The 18,655-nt window shown below is 70.3% G+C and carries 13 protein-coding genes; 5 read left to right on the top strand and 8 right to left on the bottom strand.

The annotated features are described in order from the left end of the window. Positions 1–50: 50 nt before the first annotated feature. The 4 genes from ACFYXC_RS32835 to ACFYXC_RS32820 all read left to right on the top strand — a co-directional run bounded on the left by ACFYXC_RS32835 (position 51) and on the right by ACFYXC_RS32820 (position 7,308). On the top strand, positions 51–2,525 hold the full coding sequence (locus ACFYXC_RS32835) for a glycoside hydrolase family 2 protein (protein WP_389555772.1): 2,475 nt from the start codon (positions 51–53) through the stop codon (positions 2,523–2,525). Then, complete coding sequence (locus tag ACFYXC_RS32830; protein WP_389555770.1) at positions 2,522–3,559, top strand: LacI family DNA-binding transcriptional regulator; 1,038 nt, start codon at positions 2,522–2,524, stop codon at positions 3,557–3,559. Before ACFYXC_RS32835 ends, ACFYXC_RS32830 begins: the two co-directional genes overlap by 4 nt. 399 nt (positions 3,560–3,958) lie before the next feature. After that, complete coding sequence (locus tag ACFYXC_RS32825) at positions 3,959–5,185, top strand: thiolase family protein (protein ID WP_389555768.1); 1,227 nt, start codon at positions 3,959–3,961, stop codon at positions 5,183–5,185. After that, positions 5,182–7,308 (top strand): 3-hydroxyacyl-CoA dehydrogenase NAD-binding domain-containing protein, encoded by a 2,127-nt coding sequence (locus tag ACFYXC_RS32820; RefSeq protein WP_389555766.1) that lies wholly within the window; start codon positions 5,182–5,184, stop codon positions 7,306–7,308. Before ACFYXC_RS32825 ends, ACFYXC_RS32820 begins: the two co-directional genes overlap by 4 nt. A gap of 114 nt (positions 7,309–7,422) precedes the next feature. Here the strand turns inward: ACFYXC_RS32820 and ACFYXC_RS32815 are convergent, their stop codons facing one another. Continuing rightward, entirely contained in the window at positions 7,423–8,454 is a 1,032-nt protein-coding gene (locus ACFYXC_RS32815) for a hypothetical protein (protein ID WP_388908105.1), read from the bottom strand. A 57-nt stretch (positions 8,455–8,511) separates the two neighbouring features. Between ACFYXC_RS32815 and ACFYXC_RS32810 the strand changes: the two genes are divergently transcribed. After that, positions 8,512–8,886, top strand: coding sequence for an NTP pyrophosphohydrolase (locus tag ACFYXC_RS32810; RefSeq protein ID WP_389555764.1), 375 nt, complete (start codon positions 8,512–8,514; stop codon positions 8,884–8,886). Between the two features lie 91 nt (positions 8,887–8,977). Here the strand turns inward: ACFYXC_RS32810 and ACFYXC_RS32805 are convergent, their stop codons facing one another. From ACFYXC_RS32805 to ACFYXC_RS32775, 7 genes are all read right to left on the bottom strand, one after another. Next, positions 8,978–10,492 (bottom strand): amino acid permease, encoded by a 1,515-nt coding sequence (locus tag ACFYXC_RS32805; protein WP_388908109.1) that lies wholly within the window; start codon positions 10,490–10,492, stop codon positions 8,978–8,980. A 137-nt stretch (positions 10,493–10,629) separates the two neighbouring features. Next, positions 10,630–12,558 (bottom strand): 1-deoxy-D-xylulose-5-phosphate synthase, encoded by a 1,929-nt coding sequence (gene dxs / locus ACFYXC_RS32800; RefSeq protein WP_389555763.1) that lies wholly within the window; start codon positions 12,556–12,558, stop codon positions 10,630–10,632. A gap of 298 nt (positions 12,559–12,856) precedes the next feature. Continuing rightward, positions 12,857–14,149 carry a sugar ABC transporter permease gene (locus ACFYXC_RS32795; RefSeq protein WP_388908113.1) on the bottom strand — a complete coding sequence of 431 codons (1,293 nt, stop codon included), beginning with the start codon at positions 14,147–14,149 and terminating at the stop codon, positions 12,857–12,859. Then, positions 14,146–14,937 carry an ATP-binding cassette domain-containing protein gene (locus ACFYXC_RS32790; RefSeq protein ID WP_388908115.1) on the bottom strand — a complete coding sequence of 264 codons (792 nt, stop codon included), beginning with the start codon at positions 14,935–14,937 and terminating at the stop codon, positions 14,146–14,148. Before ACFYXC_RS32790 ends, ACFYXC_RS32795 begins: the two co-directional genes overlap by 4 nt. 160 nt (positions 14,938–15,097) lie before the next feature. After that, positions 15,098–16,207 carry a sugar ABC transporter substrate-binding protein gene (locus ACFYXC_RS32785; RefSeq protein WP_389555824.1) on the bottom strand — a complete coding sequence of 370 codons (1,110 nt, stop codon included), beginning with the start codon at positions 16,205–16,207 and terminating at the stop codon, positions 15,098–15,100. Positions 16,208–16,340: 133 nt separating this feature from the next. Continuing rightward, the gene (locus ACFYXC_RS32780; protein ID WP_389555761.1) at positions 16,341–17,540 is read right to left on the bottom strand and encodes an ROK family protein; all 1,200 of its coding nucleotides are present in this window, start codon (positions 17,538–17,540) and stop codon (positions 16,341–16,343) included. Positions 17,541–17,735: 195 nt separating this feature from the next. Then, positions 17,736–18,650: a carbohydrate ABC transporter permease gene (locus tag ACFYXC_RS32775; RefSeq protein ID WP_389555760.1), complete on the bottom strand. Its 915-nt coding sequence runs from the start codon at positions 18,648–18,650 to the stop codon at positions 17,736–17,738. Between the last annotated feature and the right edge of the window lie 5 nt (positions 18,651–18,655).

The following is an 18,655-nucleotide window of genomic DNA, read 5'->3' as shown; positions in this document are numbered from 1 at the left end:
ACGCTTGCTGCGCTCGGCCACTGTTGACCTATACCGGTTTAGGAGTGCGCATGCTGGAAGTCACGCCGATGCACGAGGGATGGGGCCTCCGGCACGACGGGGCGGTGCTCCCCGCCACCGTGCCGGGCTGTGTGCACACGGATCTGCTGGCGGCGGGGATCATCCCGGACCCGTTCCTCGGGCGGAACGAGACCGAGGTGGCGTGGGTCGGGCGGCGCGACTGGACGTACGAGACCACACTCGTTCCGGGGCCGGGCGGGCACGAGCAGAGCGACCTCGTCCTCGACGGTCTGGACACCGTCGCCGAACTCCGCCTCGACGACCGGCTGCTGGGCTCCGTGCGGAACATGCACCGCTCGTACCGCTTCGACGTGACCGGGCTGAGCGGCCGTCTCTCGGTGCACTTCCGGTCCGCGTACGGGGAGGCCGAGGCGGTGCGCGGGCGCCTCGGGGAGCGGCCGAACGTCTACCCCGCGCCGTTCCCGTACCTGCGCAAGATGGCCTGCTCCTTCGGCTGGGACTGGGGTCCGACGCTGGTGACCGCCGGCATCTGGAAGCCGGTGCGCCTGGAGCACTGGACGACGGCGCGCATAGCGCGGGTGCGTCCGCTCGTGACGGTCGGACAGGGCTCGGGGCACGTCGAGCTGCACGTGGAGATCGAGCGGTCCCGGGTGGAGGCCGGACTCCGGCTGGGCGCCCGCGTCGCGGGCGTGGCCGCGGCCGTGGACGTCGTCGGCACCGGGGCGGTCGTCCGCGTCGACGTGCCGGACCCCGACCTGTGGTGGCCGCGCGGCTACGGCGAACAGCCGCTGTACGACGTCGAGTTGACCCTGTCGGACGCGGGTGGCCCGCTGGACTCCTGGCGGCGTCGCGTCGGCTTCCGTACCGTCGGGCTGGACCGCCGGGACGACGAGCACGGTTCCGGCTTCACCTTCGTCGTCAACGGCGTGCGGATCTTCGCGCGTGGCGTCAACTGGATCCCGGACGACATCCTGCCCGCCCGGCTCACCCGCGAGCGCTACCGCACCCGGCTGGCCCAGGCGGCCGGCGCGGGCGTGGACCTCGTCCGTGTCTGGGGCGGCGGCATCTACGAGAGCGAGGACTTCTACGACGCCTGCGACGAGCTGGGCCTGCTGGTCTGGCAGGACTTCCCGTTCTCCTGCGCCGCCTACCCGGAGGAGCAGCCCCTGCGCGGCGAGGTGGAGGCCGAGGCCCGCGAGAACGTCGTACGGCTGATGCCGCACCCCTCGCTCGTGCTGTGGAACGGCAACAACGAGAACCTGTGGGGTTTCCGGGACTGGGACTGGGAGCGCCGGCTGGCCGGGGACTCGTGGGGCGAGGGCTACTACCTCGGCCTGCTGCCCCGGATCGTCGCGGAGTCGGACCCCACCCGCCCGTACACGGCCGGCAGCCCCTGGTCCGGCTCCTGGGAGCACCACCCCAACGACCCGCGGCACGGCACCCACCACTCGTGGGAGGTGTGGAACCGGCGGGACTACGCGGACTACCGGCTCGAAGTACCGCGCTTCGTGGCCGAGTTCGGCTGGCAGGCGCCGCCCGCGTACGCCACGCTGCGGCGCGCCCTGCCCGGCGAGGTGCTCGCCCCGGACTCCCCCGGCATGCTGCACCACCAGAAGGCCGACGACGGGAACGGGAAGCTGGCGCGCGGGCTCGCCCGGCACTTCGCCCTGCCCGGACGGGGTCTCGACGGGGCCGGGTTCGACCGGTGGCACTACCTCACCCAGGTGAACCAGGCGCGGGCCGTCGCGGCCGGTGTCGAACACTGGCGGGCGCACTGGCCGGTGTGCGCGGGCACGATCGTCTGGCAGCTCAACGACTGCTGGCCGGTGACGTCCTGGGCGGCGATCGACGGGGACGGCCGCGAGAAGCCGCTCTACCACGAGCTGAAACGGCTGTACGCGGACCGGCTGCTGACCCTTCGGCCGGGGCCGGACGGGCTCGTGCTGGCGGCGGTCAACCAGTCGGCCGAGCCATGGGCGTGCCGGCTGACGTTGCGCAGGATGTCGGTGGAGGGCGAGGTCGTGGCGCGGGCCGACGTCGAACTGGCGGCGGGGGCACGGGCGGTCGCCGACGCGCGCGTGCCGCGGGAGGTGGAGCCGGTCGGGCCGAAGGAGTTCCTGATCGCGGACGAGGACACGGACGCGGACGCGGCGAGGGGGGTCGTGGACGGGGCGAGGGCGGTCGCGGGCGGGGCCGCGGTGGGGCTGCGGGCCCTGCACTTTCCCGTCGCGGACCGTGAGATCCCGTACCCCGCGCCGCGGTTCGACGTCACGGTCACGCCGGGAGAGGGCACGGCCGCCGTCGTGGTCACCGCGCACACGCTCGTACGGGATCTGCTGCTGCAGGCCGACCGGCTGTCGCCCTCGGCCTCGGCCGACCGGGGGCTCGTGACGCTGCTCCCGGGAGAACGGGTCACCATCGGCGTGCGGGGCTGGGAGACTCTGGGGCACCTGGACGCGGAGACCGTACGATCCGCCCTGTACTGCGTGGAGCCCGCACGATGACGACACCACCCCGCGTCACGATCAAGGACGTCGCGGCCCGCGCCGGGGTGTCCAAGGGGGCCGTGTCGCTCGCCTTCAACCACAAACCGGGGGTGTCCGAGGCGACCCGGGACCGGATCTTCGAGGCGGCACGCCAGCTGGGCTGGGCGCCGAACCTCGCCGCCCGGTCGCTGGCCGGCCGGCGCGTGGACGTGGTCGGCCTCGCGATCTGCCGGCCGGCCAGACTGCTCGGGCTCGAACCGTTCTACATGGAGTTCGTCTCGGGCGTGGAGAGCGTGCTCACCGAGCACTCGTGCTCGCTGCTGCTGCGGCTCGTGCGGTCGGTGGAGGAGGAGGCCGGGCTCCAGGACTCCTGGTGGCGGGGCAAGCACGTCAGTGGGTCGATCCTGGTGGACTTCCGGGCGGACGACCCGCGGGTGGCCGCCGTCGAACGGCTCGGGATGCCCGTGGTGGCCGTCGGCCATCCGTCGCTCACCGGCGGGCTCACCTCCGTGTGGACGGACGACGCCAGCGCCGTGACCGAGGCCGTGCGGTATCTCGCGGCGCTCGGGCACCGGCGGGTCGCCCGGGTCGGCGGCGCGGCCGCGCTCGGGCACACGGCGATCCGCACGGCCGCGTTCGACGCCGCCGCGCGGGCGCTGGGACTGACCGGGGCGTGGCAGGTCGCGACGGACTTCTCCGGGGACGCGGGGGCGAGGGCGACGCGGTCGCTGCTGAGCGCGTCGGCCGCCGACCGGCCGACCGCGATCGTGTACGACAACGACATCATGGCGGTGGCGGGGTTGTCGGTGGCGTCCGAGATGGGTCTTGCGGTGCCGGGTGACGTGTCGCTGCTCGCGTGGGACGACTCGCAGCTGTGCCGGCTGACGCATCCGACGTTGTCGGCGATGAGTCATGACGTGCACGGGTTCGGGGCGGAGGTCGCCCGGACGCTGTTCGGGGTGATCACCGGGGGTGGGGACGGGGGTGTGGGCTCGCATCCGGTCCCCACACCGGTGCTGACCCCACGAGGCTCGACGGCCCCACCCCGCTGACGGCTCCCCCCCTCCCGGGGGGGTGGGGTATCGGGGCCGCACGGCACGTGCGGGCGCGTCGTGGCTTGTCGCGCAGTTCCCCGCGCCCCTAAAAGCCCGGGGCGCTCAGGGTTTTTCAGGGGCGCGGGGAACGGCGCGACGAGCCACAACGCACCCGCAGCCGTCACACAACCCGGCACGCCCACCCGCCCCCAGGGGCGCGGGGAACTGCGCGACGAGCCACGACGCGCCCGCAGCCGTCATGCGACCCTTCCCGTACCCCCACTGGAAGTGTGACCTTCGCCGCTCAGACCCATGGGGCTGGGCAGGCCGGTTACCCGCAAGTAGCATGGAAGGTGAGCGCACGCTCAGGGCGTGTCTCGCGCAGTAGTGCAATCCCGCATCTGGAGGAGAGCCATCGTGCCTCGTACCGTCAGGGACGTCGTCTTCGTCGACGGCGTCCGCACCCCGTTCGGCAAGGCGGGCCCGAAGGGCATCTACCACGAGACCCGTGCCGACGATCTCGTCGTCAAGGCGATCCGGGAGCTGCTGCGCCGCAACCCCGGCCTCGATCCGAAGAAGATCGACGAGGTCGCCATCGCCGCGACCACGCAGATCGGCGACCAGGGTCTGACGCTGGGCCGCACCGCGGGCATCCTGGCCGGCCTGCCCCAGTCCGTACCGGGCTACTCGATCGACCGTATGTGCGCCGGCGCGCTGACCGCCGTGACGACCGCGGCCGGCTCCGTCGCCTTCGGCGCGTACGACGCCGTCATCGCGGGCGGTGTCGAGCACATGGGCCGCCACCCGATGGGCGAGGGCGTCGACCCGAACCCGCGGTTCGTCAGCGACAAGCTGGTCGACGAGTCCGCCCTCTTCATGGGCATGACCGCGGAGAACCTGCACGACCGCTACCCCACGATCACCAAGCTGCGCGCCGACGAGTACGCCGTGCGCTCGCAGGAGAAGGCCGCCAAGGCGTACGCCAACGGCAAGATCCAGCAGGACCTGGTGCCGATCTCGGTGCGCAACACCAACGCGGAGGTCGGCGAGACGGGCTGGGGCCTGGTCACCGCCGACGAGCCGATGCGCCCGGGCACCACCCTGGAGAACCTGGCCGGCCTGAAGACCCCGTTCCGGGTGCACGGCCGGGTCACCGCGGGCAACGCGGCCGGTCTGAACGACGGCGCCACCGCCTCGATCATCGCGTCCGAGGAGTTCGCCCGCGAGCACGACCTGCCGGTGCGGATGCGCCTGGTCTCGTACGCCTTCGCGGGTGTCGAGCCCGAGGTGATGGGCTACGGCCCGATCCCGGCGACCGAGAAGGCCCTCGCCAAGGCGAGCCTGTCGATCGAGGACATCAACCTCTTCGAGATCAACGAGGCGTTCGCCGTGCAGGTGCTCGCCTTCCTGGAGCACTACGGCATCGCCGACGACGACGCGCGCGTCAACCAGTACGGCGGCGCCATCGCGTACGGCCACCCGCTGGCCTCCTCCGGCGTCCGCCTGATGACCCAGCTGGCCCGCCAGTTCGAGGAGCAGCCCGAGGTCCGTTACGGCCTCACCACCATGTGCGTCGGCTTCGGCATGGGCGCCACGGTGATCTGGGAGAACCCGCACCACAAGGACGCCGGAGGCGACAAGTGAGCACCACTGAACTCCTGAAGGGCGCGGCAGAGCTGTTCCCCGACGAGGTCGTGACGTCGGCGCACGTGCGCCACCTCGACCTGCCGTTCGGCGCCGGGCGCTTCGCGCTCATCACGCTCGACAACGGCCTGGACCACACCAAGCCGACCACCTTCGGTCCGGCCTCGCTGGCGAACCTCGACGCCGCGATCGACCAGGTCGAGAAGGAGGCGGCGGCCGGCGAGATCATCGGCGCCGGCGTCACCGGCAAGCCGTTCATCTTCGCCGTCGGCGCGGACCTCAAGGGCGTCGAGCTCCTCAAGGAGCACAAGGACGCGCTGGCCATCGGCAAGGGCGGCCACGAGGTCTTCAAGCGCCTCGCGGCCCTGTCCGTACCGACCTTCGCGTACTACAACGGCGCGGCCATGGGCGGCGGCGTCGAGGTCGGCCTGCACTGCACCTACCGCACGGTGTCCGCGTCCCTCCCCGCCTTCTCGCTCCCCGAGGTCTTCCTCGGCCTGGTGCCCGGCTGGGGCGGCTGCACCCTGCTGCCGAACCTGATCGGCGCCGAGAAGGCCGTCTCGGTGATCATCGAGAACTCGCTCAACCAGAACAAGCAGCTCAAGGGCGCCCAGGTCTACGAGCTCGGGATCGCCGACGCGCTCTTCGAGGGCGCGGACTTCCTGGAGCAGTCGCTGATCTGGACGGCGTCCGTCCTCAAGGGCGAGATCGTCGTCGACCGCCCGGCCGTCGACCGCGGCGAGGCGTGGGACCAGGCCGTCGCCGAGGGCCGGCGCATCGCGGACAGCAAGGTGCACGGGGCGGCCCCGGCCGCGTACCGCGCGCTGGACATCATCGCCGCCGCCAAGAACGGTGACCTGCAGCAGGGCTACGACGCCGAGGACCAGGCGCTCGCCGACCTGATCATGGGCGGTGAACTGCGCGCCGGCATCTACGCGTTCAACCTGGTACAGAAGCGCGGCAAGCGCCCGGCGGGTGCGCCGGACAAGTCGCTGGCCCGCCCGGTCACCAAGGTCGGTGTCGTCGGCGCCGGCCTGATGGCCTCGCAGCTCGCCCTGCTCTTCCTGCGCCGTCTGGAGGTGCCGGTCGTGCTGACCGACATCGACCAGGAGCGCATCGACAAGGGTGTGGGCTACGTCCACGCCGAGATCGACAAGCTGCTCGTCAAGGGCCGGATCAACCAGGACAAGGCCAACCGTTTCAAGGCCCTGGTCTCGGGTGTGCTGGACAAGGCCGAGGGCTTCTCCGACGCCGACTTCGTCATCGAAGCCGTCTTCGAGGAGATCGGCGTCAAGCAGCAGGTGTTCGCGGAGGTCGAGGCGGTCGCCCCGGCGCACGCGATCCTCGCCACCAACACCTCCTCGCTGTCCGTCACCGAGATGGCGTCGAAGCTGAAGAACCCCGAGCGGGTCGTGGGCTTCCACTTCTTCAACCCGGTCGCGGTCCTGCCGCTCCTGGAGATCGTCCGCGGCGAGGCCACGGACGACGCCTCGCTGGCCACGGCCTTCGCCGTCGCCAAGAAGCTGAAGAAGACCGCGGTCCTGGTGAAGGACGCCCCGGCGTTCGTCGTGAACCGCATCCTCACCCGCTTCATGGGCGAGATCCAGAACGTCATCGACGAGGGCACGCCGGTCGCGACCGCCGAGAAGGCCGTCGAGCCGCTCGGTCTGCCGATGTCGCCGCTGGTCCTGCTGGAGCTCGTCGGGCCCGCGATCGGCCTGCACGTCTCGGAGACCCTCAACCGGGCCTTCCCCGACCGCTTCACGGTCTCCCCGAACCTCGCGGCGGTCGTCAAGGCCGGCAAGCGCGGCTTCTACGTGTACGACTCCGGCAGGCCGGAGCTCGACCCCGAGGTCGCCGCGCTGCTGCGGCAGGGTGATGTGGTGCTGACCGAGGAGCAGGTCCGGGCCCGTGTCCTGGACGCCGTCGCGCAGGAGATCGGGCTGATGCTCGACGAGGGTGTCGTCGCCGAGGCGCAGGACGTCGACCTGTGCCTGATCACCGGTGCGGGCTGGCCCTTCCACCTGGGCGGCATCACACCGTACCTGGACCGCGAGGGCGTCTCCCAGCGGGTCAACGGCAAGCCGTTCCTCGCTCCGGGCGTGGCGTCGGTCCCGGCGTAGTTCTCTCGCCCCCGCCGCCCCTACCCGTCCCGACCTCGGGGGCTCCGCCCCCCGAACCCCCGGTCCTCAGACGCCGGACGGGCTGAATTTTCAGCCCGTCCGGCGGATCGGGTATCAGATGGTCCGCCATGCCTCCAGGGCCAGGCCCGGTTCGTCCTTGCGGCGGGTCAGGAGGAGCGCCCCGGAGGCGGGGGCGAGGCTCGCCGCGACCACCCGCCCGTCCGCGTCCTCGGCGAGCGACACCTGCGCGTCGGCGGGAAGTTCGGGCCCCGAGTCGGTCCACCACGCCCCCGCGGACTCCTGCTCGGTCGGGTACGCGGCGAAGGCCACCCGCCCGCTCGCGGAGCGCTGCGCGAGCAGCGTGCAGTCGACGTCGTCGATGCGGCAGCGGATCGCCGACACCGGTCCGGGCCCGGCGCTGCCGAGCAGCTCCACGGGATCCGTACCCGCCCGCCACGCGCACACCGTGTCCCTCTCGTCCGTGAAGAACAGGGTCACGTGGTCCTCGGACGTGACCAGGGCCCGCAGCGTGCCCGGCCGGACCCCCGCCTTCAGCGGCTCCTCGTCGAGCGCGGGGATGTGGCCGGGACCGGCCTGGGTCCAGCGCAGGATGCCGGCCGGCGAGGCCGCGTACAGCTCGACCAGCCCGGACGCCCGGGTCACGGCGGCGAGTTCGCCGGTGACCTCGCGGCCCTTGAGGTCGCGCCAGGGCCCCCACCCGCCGCGCTCCTTCTGGCCGCGCATGCTGACCCCGCCGCCCCGGTTGCGTACGAAGACGTGCGCGCGGCCCTGGGCGTCCACGGTGACCGCCGGTACGCCGGTCTGCTTCCCCTTGTCGTTGGGGTGCCCGAGCCGGTTCCAGTCGAGGGCGGCGAGGTGCGGCCGGAAGTGGGTGGAGTGGACGAGACCGGCCTCGTCGGCGCCGGTGGGCCGCCAGGAGACCAGGTGGGCGTAGGAGTCGGCTCCCTGGCCGACGGCCAGCACCGGGTTCACGCGCTGGTCGCCGCCGACCGTCCGGGGTGCCGTCCAGGGGCCGCCGGGATACTGCTCGGCCCAGCACCACACCGCTTCCTCCAGCGGAGCGTAGGCGCTGAGTCTGCCGTCCCGGCCGCGTATGAGCCAGACGCCGTTGAGTGTGCGGACCATTGACACTCCCCCACTCTAATCGGGCCCCGCGCCGCCCCTCCGTGCGACCCTGGCCTCATGGACGCTCCCCCACTCGTGATCGTCGACGCCGCCAACGTGGTGGGGTCCGTGCCCGACGGCTGGTGGCGTGACCGCCGGGGTGCCGCGGAGCGCGTACGGGACCTGCTCGTGCCGTACGCCGACGGAGGGCTCCCGGACCTCCCCGGCCCGCTGGAGCTGGTCCTCGTGGTCGAGGGCGGTGCCCGAGGGGTGACGTCCGTGCCCGGTGTACGGGTCGACGCGGCGTCCGGCAGCGGTGACGACCGCATCGTGGAACTGGTCGCCGAACACCCGGGCCGCGCCCGTCTGGTGGTGACGGCGGACCGCGAACTGCGGCGCAGGGTGACGGAGTTGGGCGCCGAGGTCACCGGCCCGCGCACCGTGCGGCCGTGACCCCCGCGCCGCGGCCCGCAGGGGGCACGGCGCCGGCCCCGCAGTCTCCTCGGAAGGAGACGTACGGGGCCTGGCGTGGGCGCGCGCCGGGCTAACGGGCGTTCCCGTCCGGCGCGTTCGCGACGGCGTGCTTCTGCTCCCGGCCGAGCCGGCTGTGCGAGCGGCCGTACGCGAAGTACACCAGGGCGCCGAGCGCCATCCAGACGGCGAACCGCAGCCAGGTCTCGGCGGGCAGGTTCAGCATCAGCCACAGCGAGGCGAGGACGGACACGATCGGCAGGAACGGCACGAGCGGGGTACGGAAGGCGCGCGGCAGGTCCGGGCGCGTACGGCGCAGGATGATCACGCCGATCGCCACGACGACGAAGGCGAACAGCGTGCCGATGTTCACCAGTTCGGCCAGTTCGCTGAGGCTGGTGAAGCCGGCGAGGATCGCGATGATGACGCCGAGCAGGATGGTCGGCCGGTGCGGGGTCTTGAACCGCGGGTGGACGCGCGAGAAGAACCGCGGCAGCAGTCCGTCGCGGCTCATCGCGAAGAAGACCCGGGTCTGGCCGAGGAGCAGGATCATGCAGACGGTCGTCAGGCCGACGGCGGCGCCGAAGCTGATGAAGCCCGCGTACCAGGGGTGGCCGGTGGCCTTGAACGCGTCGGCGAGCGGGGCGTCCACGGAGAGCTTGCTGTAGTGCTGCATACCGGTCACGACGATCGCCACGGCGACGTACAGCGTGGTGCAGATGAGCAGCGAGCCGAGGATGCCGCGGGGCATGTCCCGCTGGGGGTTCTTGGTCTCCTCGGCGGCCGTGGCCACGACGTCGAAGCCGATGAAGGCGAAGAAGACGACGGAGGCGGCGGTGAAGATGCCCATCACGCCGAAGTTCGAGGGCGCCCAGCCGAACATCAGCTGGATGAGCGGGGAGTGCAGGCCGCCGCCCGCCTCGACCTCCTGGGCCTTAGGGACGAACGGATCGTAGTTGCTGCCCTTGACGAAGAAGGCGCCGGCGACGATCACGACCAGGACGACGGTCACCTTGATGGCGACGACGACCGAGGTGACCCGCGCGGAGAGCTTCATGCCCAGGACGAGGATGCCGGTGAGCACCAGTACGAGGGCGGCGGCGAGGATGTCGAAGCCGAAGCCGTCGGCCGACTCCCTCCCGCTGAGGGCGGCCGGCAGCGTCCAGCCCGCGTTGTCCAGCAGCGAGGCGATGTACCCCGACCAGCCGACCGCGACCACCGCGGTGCCGAGGGCGAACTCCAGCACGAGGTCCCAGCCGATGATCCAGGCGGGCAGTTCGCCGAGGGAGGCGTACGAGAAGGTGTACGCGGAGCCGGCCACGGGGACGGTGGACGCGAACTCGGCGTAGCAGAGCGCGGCGAGCGCGCAGACGACCCCGGCCACGACGAAGGCCAGGGCGACGGCGGGACCGGCGTTGTTCTTCGCGACCGTGCCGGTGAGGACGAAGATGCCGGTGCCGATGATGACACCGACGCCGAAGACCGTCAGATCCAGGGCGGACAGGGATTTCTTGAGCGCGTGCTCCGGTTCTTCCGTGTCCTGGATGGACTGCTCGATCTTCTTCGTCCTGAAGAGGGTGTTGCTCACGGGCGTACCTCCCACGCTTGTCGTCCTCGACATGATCGAGAGGGGGCGTACTCCGTATGCCCCGGCGCGTGGGAGTTCACGCGAATGGGCCGGTTCCACCACCGTAAAGGGTGCGGGAACCGGCCCAGTCGGGTGTGTCAGTCGCGGGCGGGTTCCGCCGCGGCGTGGGCCTGGGCCTGGTCGAACCTGCCGTCGAGCTTGGAGACCAGTCCGGTGACCTGCCGGGCGATGTCCGGCGCGGTCAGTCCGATCTCGGCCATGACCTCCTTGCGGGAGGCGTGGTCGAGGAACCGCGGCGGGATGCCGAAGTCGCGCAGCGGTACGTCCACGCCCGCGTCGCGCAGGGCCTGGGCGACCGACGAACCGACGCCGCCGACGCGGGAGTTGTCCTCGACGGTGACGACCACGCGGTGGCGCTCGGCGAGCGGGGCCATGGCCTCGTCGACGGGCTTGACCCAGCGGGGGTCGACGACGGTGGTGGAGATGCCCTGCTGGTCGAGGAGGCCGGCGATCTCCAGGCACATCGGTGCGAGGGCGCCGACCGAGACGAGGAGCACGTCCGGGGTGTCGGTGCCGGGCTCGCGCAGGACGTCCATGCCGCCGACGCGGCCCACGGCGGGTACGGCGGGACCGACCGCGCCCTTGGAGAAGCGGACCACGGTCGGCGCGTCCGTGACCTCGACGGCCTCGCGCAGCTGGGCGCGGACCTGGTCGGCGTCGCGCGGCGCGGCCAGCCGCAGGCCCGGTACGACCTGGAGGATCGACATGTCCCACATGCCGTTGTGGGAGGCGCCGTCGGTGCCGGTGATGCCCGCCCGGTCGAGCACGAAGGTGACGCCGCACTTGTGCAGTGCCACGTCCATCAGGACCTGGTCGAAGGCGCGGTTGAGGAAGGTCGCGTAGACCGCGAAGACGGGGTGCAGTCCGCCGGCGGCGAGACCGGCGGCCGAGACGGCGCCGTGCTGCTCGGCGATGCCGACGTCGTAGATGCGGTGCGGGAAGGCGTCCGCGAACTTCTTCAGGCCGACCGGCTGCAGCATCGCCGCCGTGATCGCGACGATGTCCTCGCGCTCCTTGCCGAGCGCGACCATCTCGTCGCCGAAGACGGAGGTCCAGTCGGCGCCCGAAGCCTTGACCGGCAGGCCGGTGTCGGGGTGGATGGGGCCGATGCCGTGGAAACGGTCCGCCTCGTCGCTCAGGGCGGGCTGGTAGCCGCGGCCCTTCTCGGTGAGGCAGTGCACGATGACGGGGCCGCCGAAGCGCTTGGCGCGGGCGAGCGCGGACTCCAGGGCCTCCATGTCGTGCCCGTCGATGGGCCCGACGTACTTCAGACCGAGGTCCTCGAACATGCCCTGCGGGGCGATGAAGTCCTTGAGGCCCTTCTTGGCGCCGTGCAGCGTCTCGTACAGGGGCCTGCCGACGACCGGAGTGCGCTCCAGGAGGTCCTTGCCGCGGGCCAGGAAGCGCTCGTAGCCGTCGGTGGTGCGCAGGGTCGCGAGGTGGTTGGCGAGGCCGCCGATGGTCGGCGCGTACGACCGCTCGTTGTCGTTGACCACGATGACGAGGGGGCGGTCCTTGGCGTCGGCGATGTTGTTGAGCGCCTCCCAGGCCATGCCGCCGGTGAGCGCCCCGTCGCCGATGACGGCGACCACGTGGTGGTCGTCCTTGCGCAGGACCTCGTTGGCCTTGGCGAGGCCGTCGGCCCAGCCGAGGACCGTGGAGGCGTGCGAGTTCTCGATGACGTCGTGCTCGGACTCGGCCTGCGAGGGGTAGCCGGACAGGCCGCCCTTCATCTTCAGGCGCGAGAAGTCCTGGCGGCCCGTGAGCAGCTTGTGGACGTAGGACTGGTGCCCCGTGTCCCACAGGATCCGGTCCTTGGGGGACTCGAAGACCCGGTGCAGGGCGATGGTGAGCTCGACGACGCCGAGGTTGGGGCCGAGGTGGCCGCCGGTCTTGGAAACCGCGTCGACGAGGAAGGTCCTGATCTCCTCCGCGAGCTGGTCCAGCTGCTCCGGACCGAGCCGGTCCAGATCGCGCGGTCCCTTGATGCGGGTCAGCAGCGGCACCCGTGCCTCCTTGCGTGCGGTAGAGCGATCGAGCTTCCCGGGCCTGTCGAGTCTAATGTTCCGTCTCCGGTGACGACGCCCGGGCCGTGCGTCGTACATCACGCGATCGGGTGTACGTCACCCCGCCCGTCCCGACTCCCCCCAAACGCCCCAACCAACCCAAAAGTGCCCGGCACCATTGAGGCACCGGGCACCAGGGGCGCCCCAAAGGGGCGCGGGGAACTGCGCGACCAGCCACGGCGCGTCCGCAGTCCCCTACGGACAACAAGCCCCACAACCTCGGGGCAACCGCAGACCGCTAGGCGCGACCGGCCGTCTTCTGCGTCTTGCGCGTGATCGAGTCGATGACGACCGTGGCCAGCAGCACACCACCGGTGATCATGTACTGGACCGGCGTGGCGATGCCCTCCAGGGCGAGCCCGTACTGGATCGAGGTGATCACCATGACACCGAGCAGCGCGTTCCACGTACGGCCGCGCCCGCCGAAGAGGCTGGTGCCACCGATGACGGCCGCCGCGATGACGTTCATCAGGAGGTCACCCGCACCGGCGCTCTGGTTGGCCGCCGCGATCTTCGAGGCCCAGAAGAGACCGCCGACGGCGGCGAAGAAGCCCGCCAGGGCGAAGACCGAGACGCGGATCGCGGTGACGTTGATACCGGCACGGCGGGACGCCTCGACGCTGCCGCCGAGCGCGAAGATCTTGCGGCCGTAGCCCGTGCGGCGCAGCACGAAGTCGGTGACGACCAGGACCAGGACGAACAGCAGCAGCGCCAGCGGCAGGCCCTTGTACTGGTTGAACATGATCGCGGCGGCGAACGCCACGACCGCGAGCAGGGCCGTGCGCAGGATCAGGTCGCCCAGCGGCCGGGACGGAATGCCCGCGGCCTCGCGGCGGCGGGTGTCCAGGAAGCTGGTGACGAAGAAGAGCACCACGGCGACGAGCGCGAGGCCGTAGGCGGCGGCGACGTCCGAGAAGTAGTACGTGGTCAGCTTGCCGACCACGCCGTCACCGTCGATGTTGATGGTGCCGTTCTCGCCCAGGATCTGGAGCATGAAGCCGAGCCAGAACAGCAGCCCCGCCAGCGTGACCGCGAAGGCCGGGGCGCCGATCCTGGCGAAGAAGAAGCCGTGCAGGGCGCCGATGGCCGCGCCGCTGACGAGGGCGACGAGGACGGCCAGCCACTCGTTCACGCCGTGGGTGACGCTGAGCACGGCGGTGATGGCGCCCGCCACACCGCTGACCGAGCCGACCGACAGGTCGATCTCGCCGAGCAGCAGCACGAAGATGATGCCGACGGACATCATGCCGGTGGCGACCATCGCGACGGCGATGTTGTTGAGGTTCTCGGCGGAGAGGAAGGCCGAGTTCAGGCTCTGGAAGATGATGCAGATGACGAGCAGGCCGATGACAACCGGGACGGATCCCAGGTCACCGCCCTTCATCTTGCGCTTGAACTCCCCGACGTAGCCGGCGATGCCCTGCTCGCGCACGAGCAGCCGGGGGTCGACCACGGTCACCGCGTCGGCGGCGGCCTCGGGGTTCGCGACGACGTGCTCGTCCGTGGTGGCGGAGGTCTTGTCGATGCTCACTTCTGAGCCTCCCCGTTGCTGCGCGCCGCACGGCGGGTCACGGCGTTGTCCGTGGCGCCGGTGATGGCGGAGATGATCTCTTCCTGCGAGGTGGCCTTGACCTCGAAGACGCCGTTGTTGCGGCCGAGCCGGAGTACGGCGACCTTGTCGGCGACGGCCTTCACATCGGCCATGTTGTGGCTGATGAGGAGGACGGCGTGGCCGCGCTCACGCAGCCGCTCGACCAGGTCGAGGACCTGGGCGGTCTGCTCCACGCCGAGCGCCGCGGTGGGCTCGTCGAGGATGACCAGCTTGGGCTCGCCGAGCATGGAGCGGGCGATGGCCACGGTCTGGCGCTGACCGCCGGAGAGCGAGGCGATCGGGATGCGCACACTGGGGATGCGGATCGACAGCGTCTGGAGCAGTTCGCGTGAGCGGCGCTCCATCTCGACCTCGTCCAGGATGCCGCGCTTCTTCAGCTCACGGCCCAGGTAGAGGTTGCCGACGACGTCGATGTTGTCGCACAGCGCGAGGTCCTGGTAGACGGTCGCGACTCCCAGGTTCTGGGCGTCGTGCGGCTTGTTGATCTGGACGGCCTTGCCGTCCCATTCGATGACGCCCTCATCGATGGGGTGCACGCCGGCGATCGTTTTCACCAGCGTGGACTTTCCGGCGCCGTTGTCGCCGACGAGGGCGACCACCTCGCCGGCGTGGACCTCGAGCTCTACGTCGGTGAGCGCCTGAACGGCACCGAACCGCTTCGAGACCCCGCGCAACGCCAGGACAGGCGTAGCGGACACGTTAACCATCTCCTTCGCCGCCTGACCCGGCGGGAGGTTGTGCAGAAGAGTTCGGGGGGGGGTGAAGTGTTCCGTCCGGCGCCCCGCCCTAGCTTGCGGGGCTGATGGATGCGGGGCGCCGGAGGGGCTTCTGGTGGGACCGAGGACCTGTGTGCAGGCCAACTCGGACCTAGTTCAGGCCGGCCTTGCTGCAGGCGGACTTGAACTTCGCGGTGCAGATCTCGTCGATCGTGTAGATGCCGTCCTTGATGACGGTGTCGTTGATGTTGTCCTTGGTCAGCGAGATGACCGGGACGAGCACCGACGGGACGCCCTTCGTGGTGGGGCTGTCGACCGAGTCCTTGGCGATGGAGTCGAGCTTCTCACCCTTGGCCAGGGCAACGGCCATCTCCGCGGCGACGTCCGCCTCCTGCGGGTAGGGCTTGTAGACGCTCATGAACTGCTCGCCCGAGACGATGCGCTGCACGCCCGCGAGCTCCGCGTCCTGGCCGGTGACCGGCGGCAGCGGGGAGACGCCCGCGGCCTTCAGGGCGGTGATGATACCGCCCGCCATGCCGTCGTTGGCGGAGTAGACGCCGACGATCTTGTCCTTGCCGATGGACGAGATGGCGCCTTCCATGTTGGCGTTGGCGTTCTCCGGCTTCCACTCCTTGGTGTCGTACGACTTGGCGATGTCCACCTTGCCGTCGAGCTCGGAGAGCGCGCCCTTCTTGAAGAGGGCGGCGTTCGGGTCGGTGACCGCGCCGTTCATCATGACGATCTTCGCGGAAGCCTTGGCCTTGTCGCCCAGGGCCTCCAGGAGCGCCTTGCCCTGGACGCGGCCGACCTCTTCGTTGTCGAAGGAAGTGTAGGCGTCGATCGGGCCCTCGGCGAGGCGGTCGTAGGCGACGACGGGGATGCCGGCGTCCTTGGCCTTCTTCACGCCGTTGGCGATGGCCTTGGAGTCCACCGCGTCCACGATCAGCACGTCCACCTTGTTGGTGATCATCGTGTCGACCTGCTGGGACTGCGTGGTGGCGTCCTGCTTGGCGTTGGCGTAGACGACCTCGCCCTTGTCGTTCGTGAGCTCCTTGACCTTCTTCTCGATCAAGGGCTTGTCGAACTTCTCGTACCGAGCGGTCTGGTTCTCCGGAAGGAGGAGGCCGACCTTGATGTTGTCGCCCTTGGCGGCGGACTTCGTGGAGTCGTCGCTCTTGTCGCCGGACTCCTCGGCGCTGCCACAGGCAGCCAGCGAGACGGCCATCGCACCAGCGGCAACGGCAAAGGCGGCGCGACGCATACGCGTGTTCACTTCAGAAACCTCCCTGACGAGGCCGCGACGTTGCGGCCGAGGTGGCTGGAAGTCAACTCGGCCACAAGTGCGACGTCAAGAAGTAAATCCTTAACGAGATGGCAACGGTGCCATCCGTTCTCTAAGTGAAGGCAGGTGTGGCGGCAGTGAGCGATCCGTCCAAAAGGGTTGAATCGCCCATCTCGCTGAGCGCGAGGGCGAGTGCCCCGAGGACCTCCGCCCGACCGCCAAGTGCCCCTGGCAGAACGGATAGTTGACGTGCCGCACTCGGGATCGCATAGCGGCCGACGGACTCCCTGATGGGTCCTAGTACGAGCTCTCCGGCCTCGGCGAGATCACCGCCGAGGACCACCCGACTCGGATTGAGCAGATTGCACAGATTCGCCACTCCACTCCCGATATGCCGGCCGACGTCGGCGATCACCCGACGGCAGCCGGGATCTCCGTCCCGCGCCAGCCGCACGACACCTTCCATGGTCAGATCCGTCCCGTGACTGGACTGGAGGAGGGGCAGCACATAGCGCGCCGCCGCGAAGGTCTCCAGGCAGCCCCGGTTACCGCAGCGGCAGACCGGACCGGACTCGTCAAGAGTAATATGCCCGATTTCTCCCGCTGTGCCACCTGGGCCGCGGTAGATCTTGCTGTCGATCACGAGGCCGGCCCCGACACCGCTCGCGACCTTGATGTACGCCAGGTCCCGCACGCCCCTGCCGCTGCCCCAGACGAGTTCCCCGAGGGCTCCGAGGTTGGCGTCGTTGTCGACGTGCACGGGGACGCCCAGGCGCCCCTGGAGCTCCTCCGCGGGCTTGGTGCCGGTCCAGCCCGGCAGGATCGCGGTGGAGCCGAGCGTGCCGGACTCCACGTCGATCGGCCCGGGCACGCCGAGGCCCACCCCGGCGATCTTCGTACGGTCCACGCCGGTGGCCGCGATCAGCCGGCTGACCAGCTGTTCCGCCCGGTCGAAGCCCTGCGGGGCGGAGGCGTCCACATCGAGTGGCTCGGACTCCTCGGCCAGCACCTGGTGCGCGAGGTTGCCCACCGCGACGCGCAGGTGCGTGTGCCCGAAGTCCACGCCGATGACGATGCCGGCGTCACCGCTGAGGCTGACGCTGCGGGCCCTGCGGCCGCCCGCCGAGGTGGGTGTGACCTCGACCGTTCCGCCGTCCTTCAGTTCCCGGACGATGTTGGAGACCGTGGCCGCGGACAGGCCCGTCGTCCTCGCGATCTCCGCCTGCGTGAGCGACCCGGCCAGGCGCACCGCACGTACGACCCGTTCGAGATTGGCTCGGTGCAGCGACGACTGCGACCCCGGAGTCTCCACGACGACCTCCTGCGTACGGGGCCGCCTCGGTGAGGCCCCGTCTATGTCCAACTAGTGAACTCTAAGCTGAGCCGTTTGGGTTGCCTCCCGTCAAGAGGTTGAGCAAGGGGGGTGCGTCCGCGCGTCCGTTCACAGCGGAGTGGCCCCGGCGTCATTCCGGGACCACCCTCGCAAACCGAACCGGTGACCGAACCGTTACTTGAGAGCGCCGGCCGTCAGTCCCTGAACGACCTGCCGCTGGAAGACGATGTACGCGGCGAGCACCGGCAGCATCGCCATCACCAGGCCCGCGAACAGTCCCGACCAGTCGCCCTTGTAGCCCTGGCTGACGGCCAGCTGCACGAGTCCCTGGGTGAGCACCTTGTTCTCCGGCTCGGTGTTCAGCACCGTCGGCAGCAGGTACTGGTTCCACTGCCCCAGGAAGTTGAAGATGGTGATGCTGATCAGGCCGGGCTTGGCCATCGGCAGCATCACCTGGAAGAACGTCCTGGTGTGCGAGGCGCCGTCCACGAACGCCGCCTCGGCCACCGAGGTGGGCAGCGTGCGGAAGAAGGACGTCATGAAGAACACGGTGAACGGCAGCGAGTAGCCGATGTAGACCAGGATCAGCCCCGGCAGCGTGTTCAGCAGGGAGAGGTTCTGCATGACGTAGAACAGCGGGACCAGCGCCAGGATGATCGGGAAGCTCATCCCTCCGATGAAGAGGAAGTAGATGAAGCGGTTCCCGGGGAACTCGAAGCGCGCCAGGACGTACGCCGCCATGGAGCCCAGCAGCATGGTGCCGAGGAGCGAGCACCCCACCACGATGATCGTGTTGAGGAAGTAGTCGCTCATGTTCGCCGAGGTCCAGGCGCGCGACCAGTTGTCGAAGTGCAGCGTGTCGGGCAGCGACCACGGCGAGCTGAAGATGTCCTTGTCGGTCTTGAACGAGGTCATCACCGCCCAGAGCAGCGGCAGCACGACCATGAACGCCCAGAGGATCAGAAAGCCGTGCGAGAAGATGTTGAGGGTCGCGCCGGTGCTCTTCTCCCGCGGCGCGGCCGGCGGTGTCTTCACGACGGGTGGCCTCTCTCCCGTGGTGTCCGCGGGAGGCGTGTCGGTCGTCTTCACTCGTG

The sequence above is a fragment of the Streptomyces sp. NPDC002701 genome (assembly GCF_042889045.1).
Taxonomy (GTDB): domain Bacteria; phylum Actinomycetota; class Actinomycetes; order Streptomycetales; family Streptomycetaceae; genus Streptomyces.
This window is presented reverse-complemented; position numbering and strand designations above follow the sequence as displayed.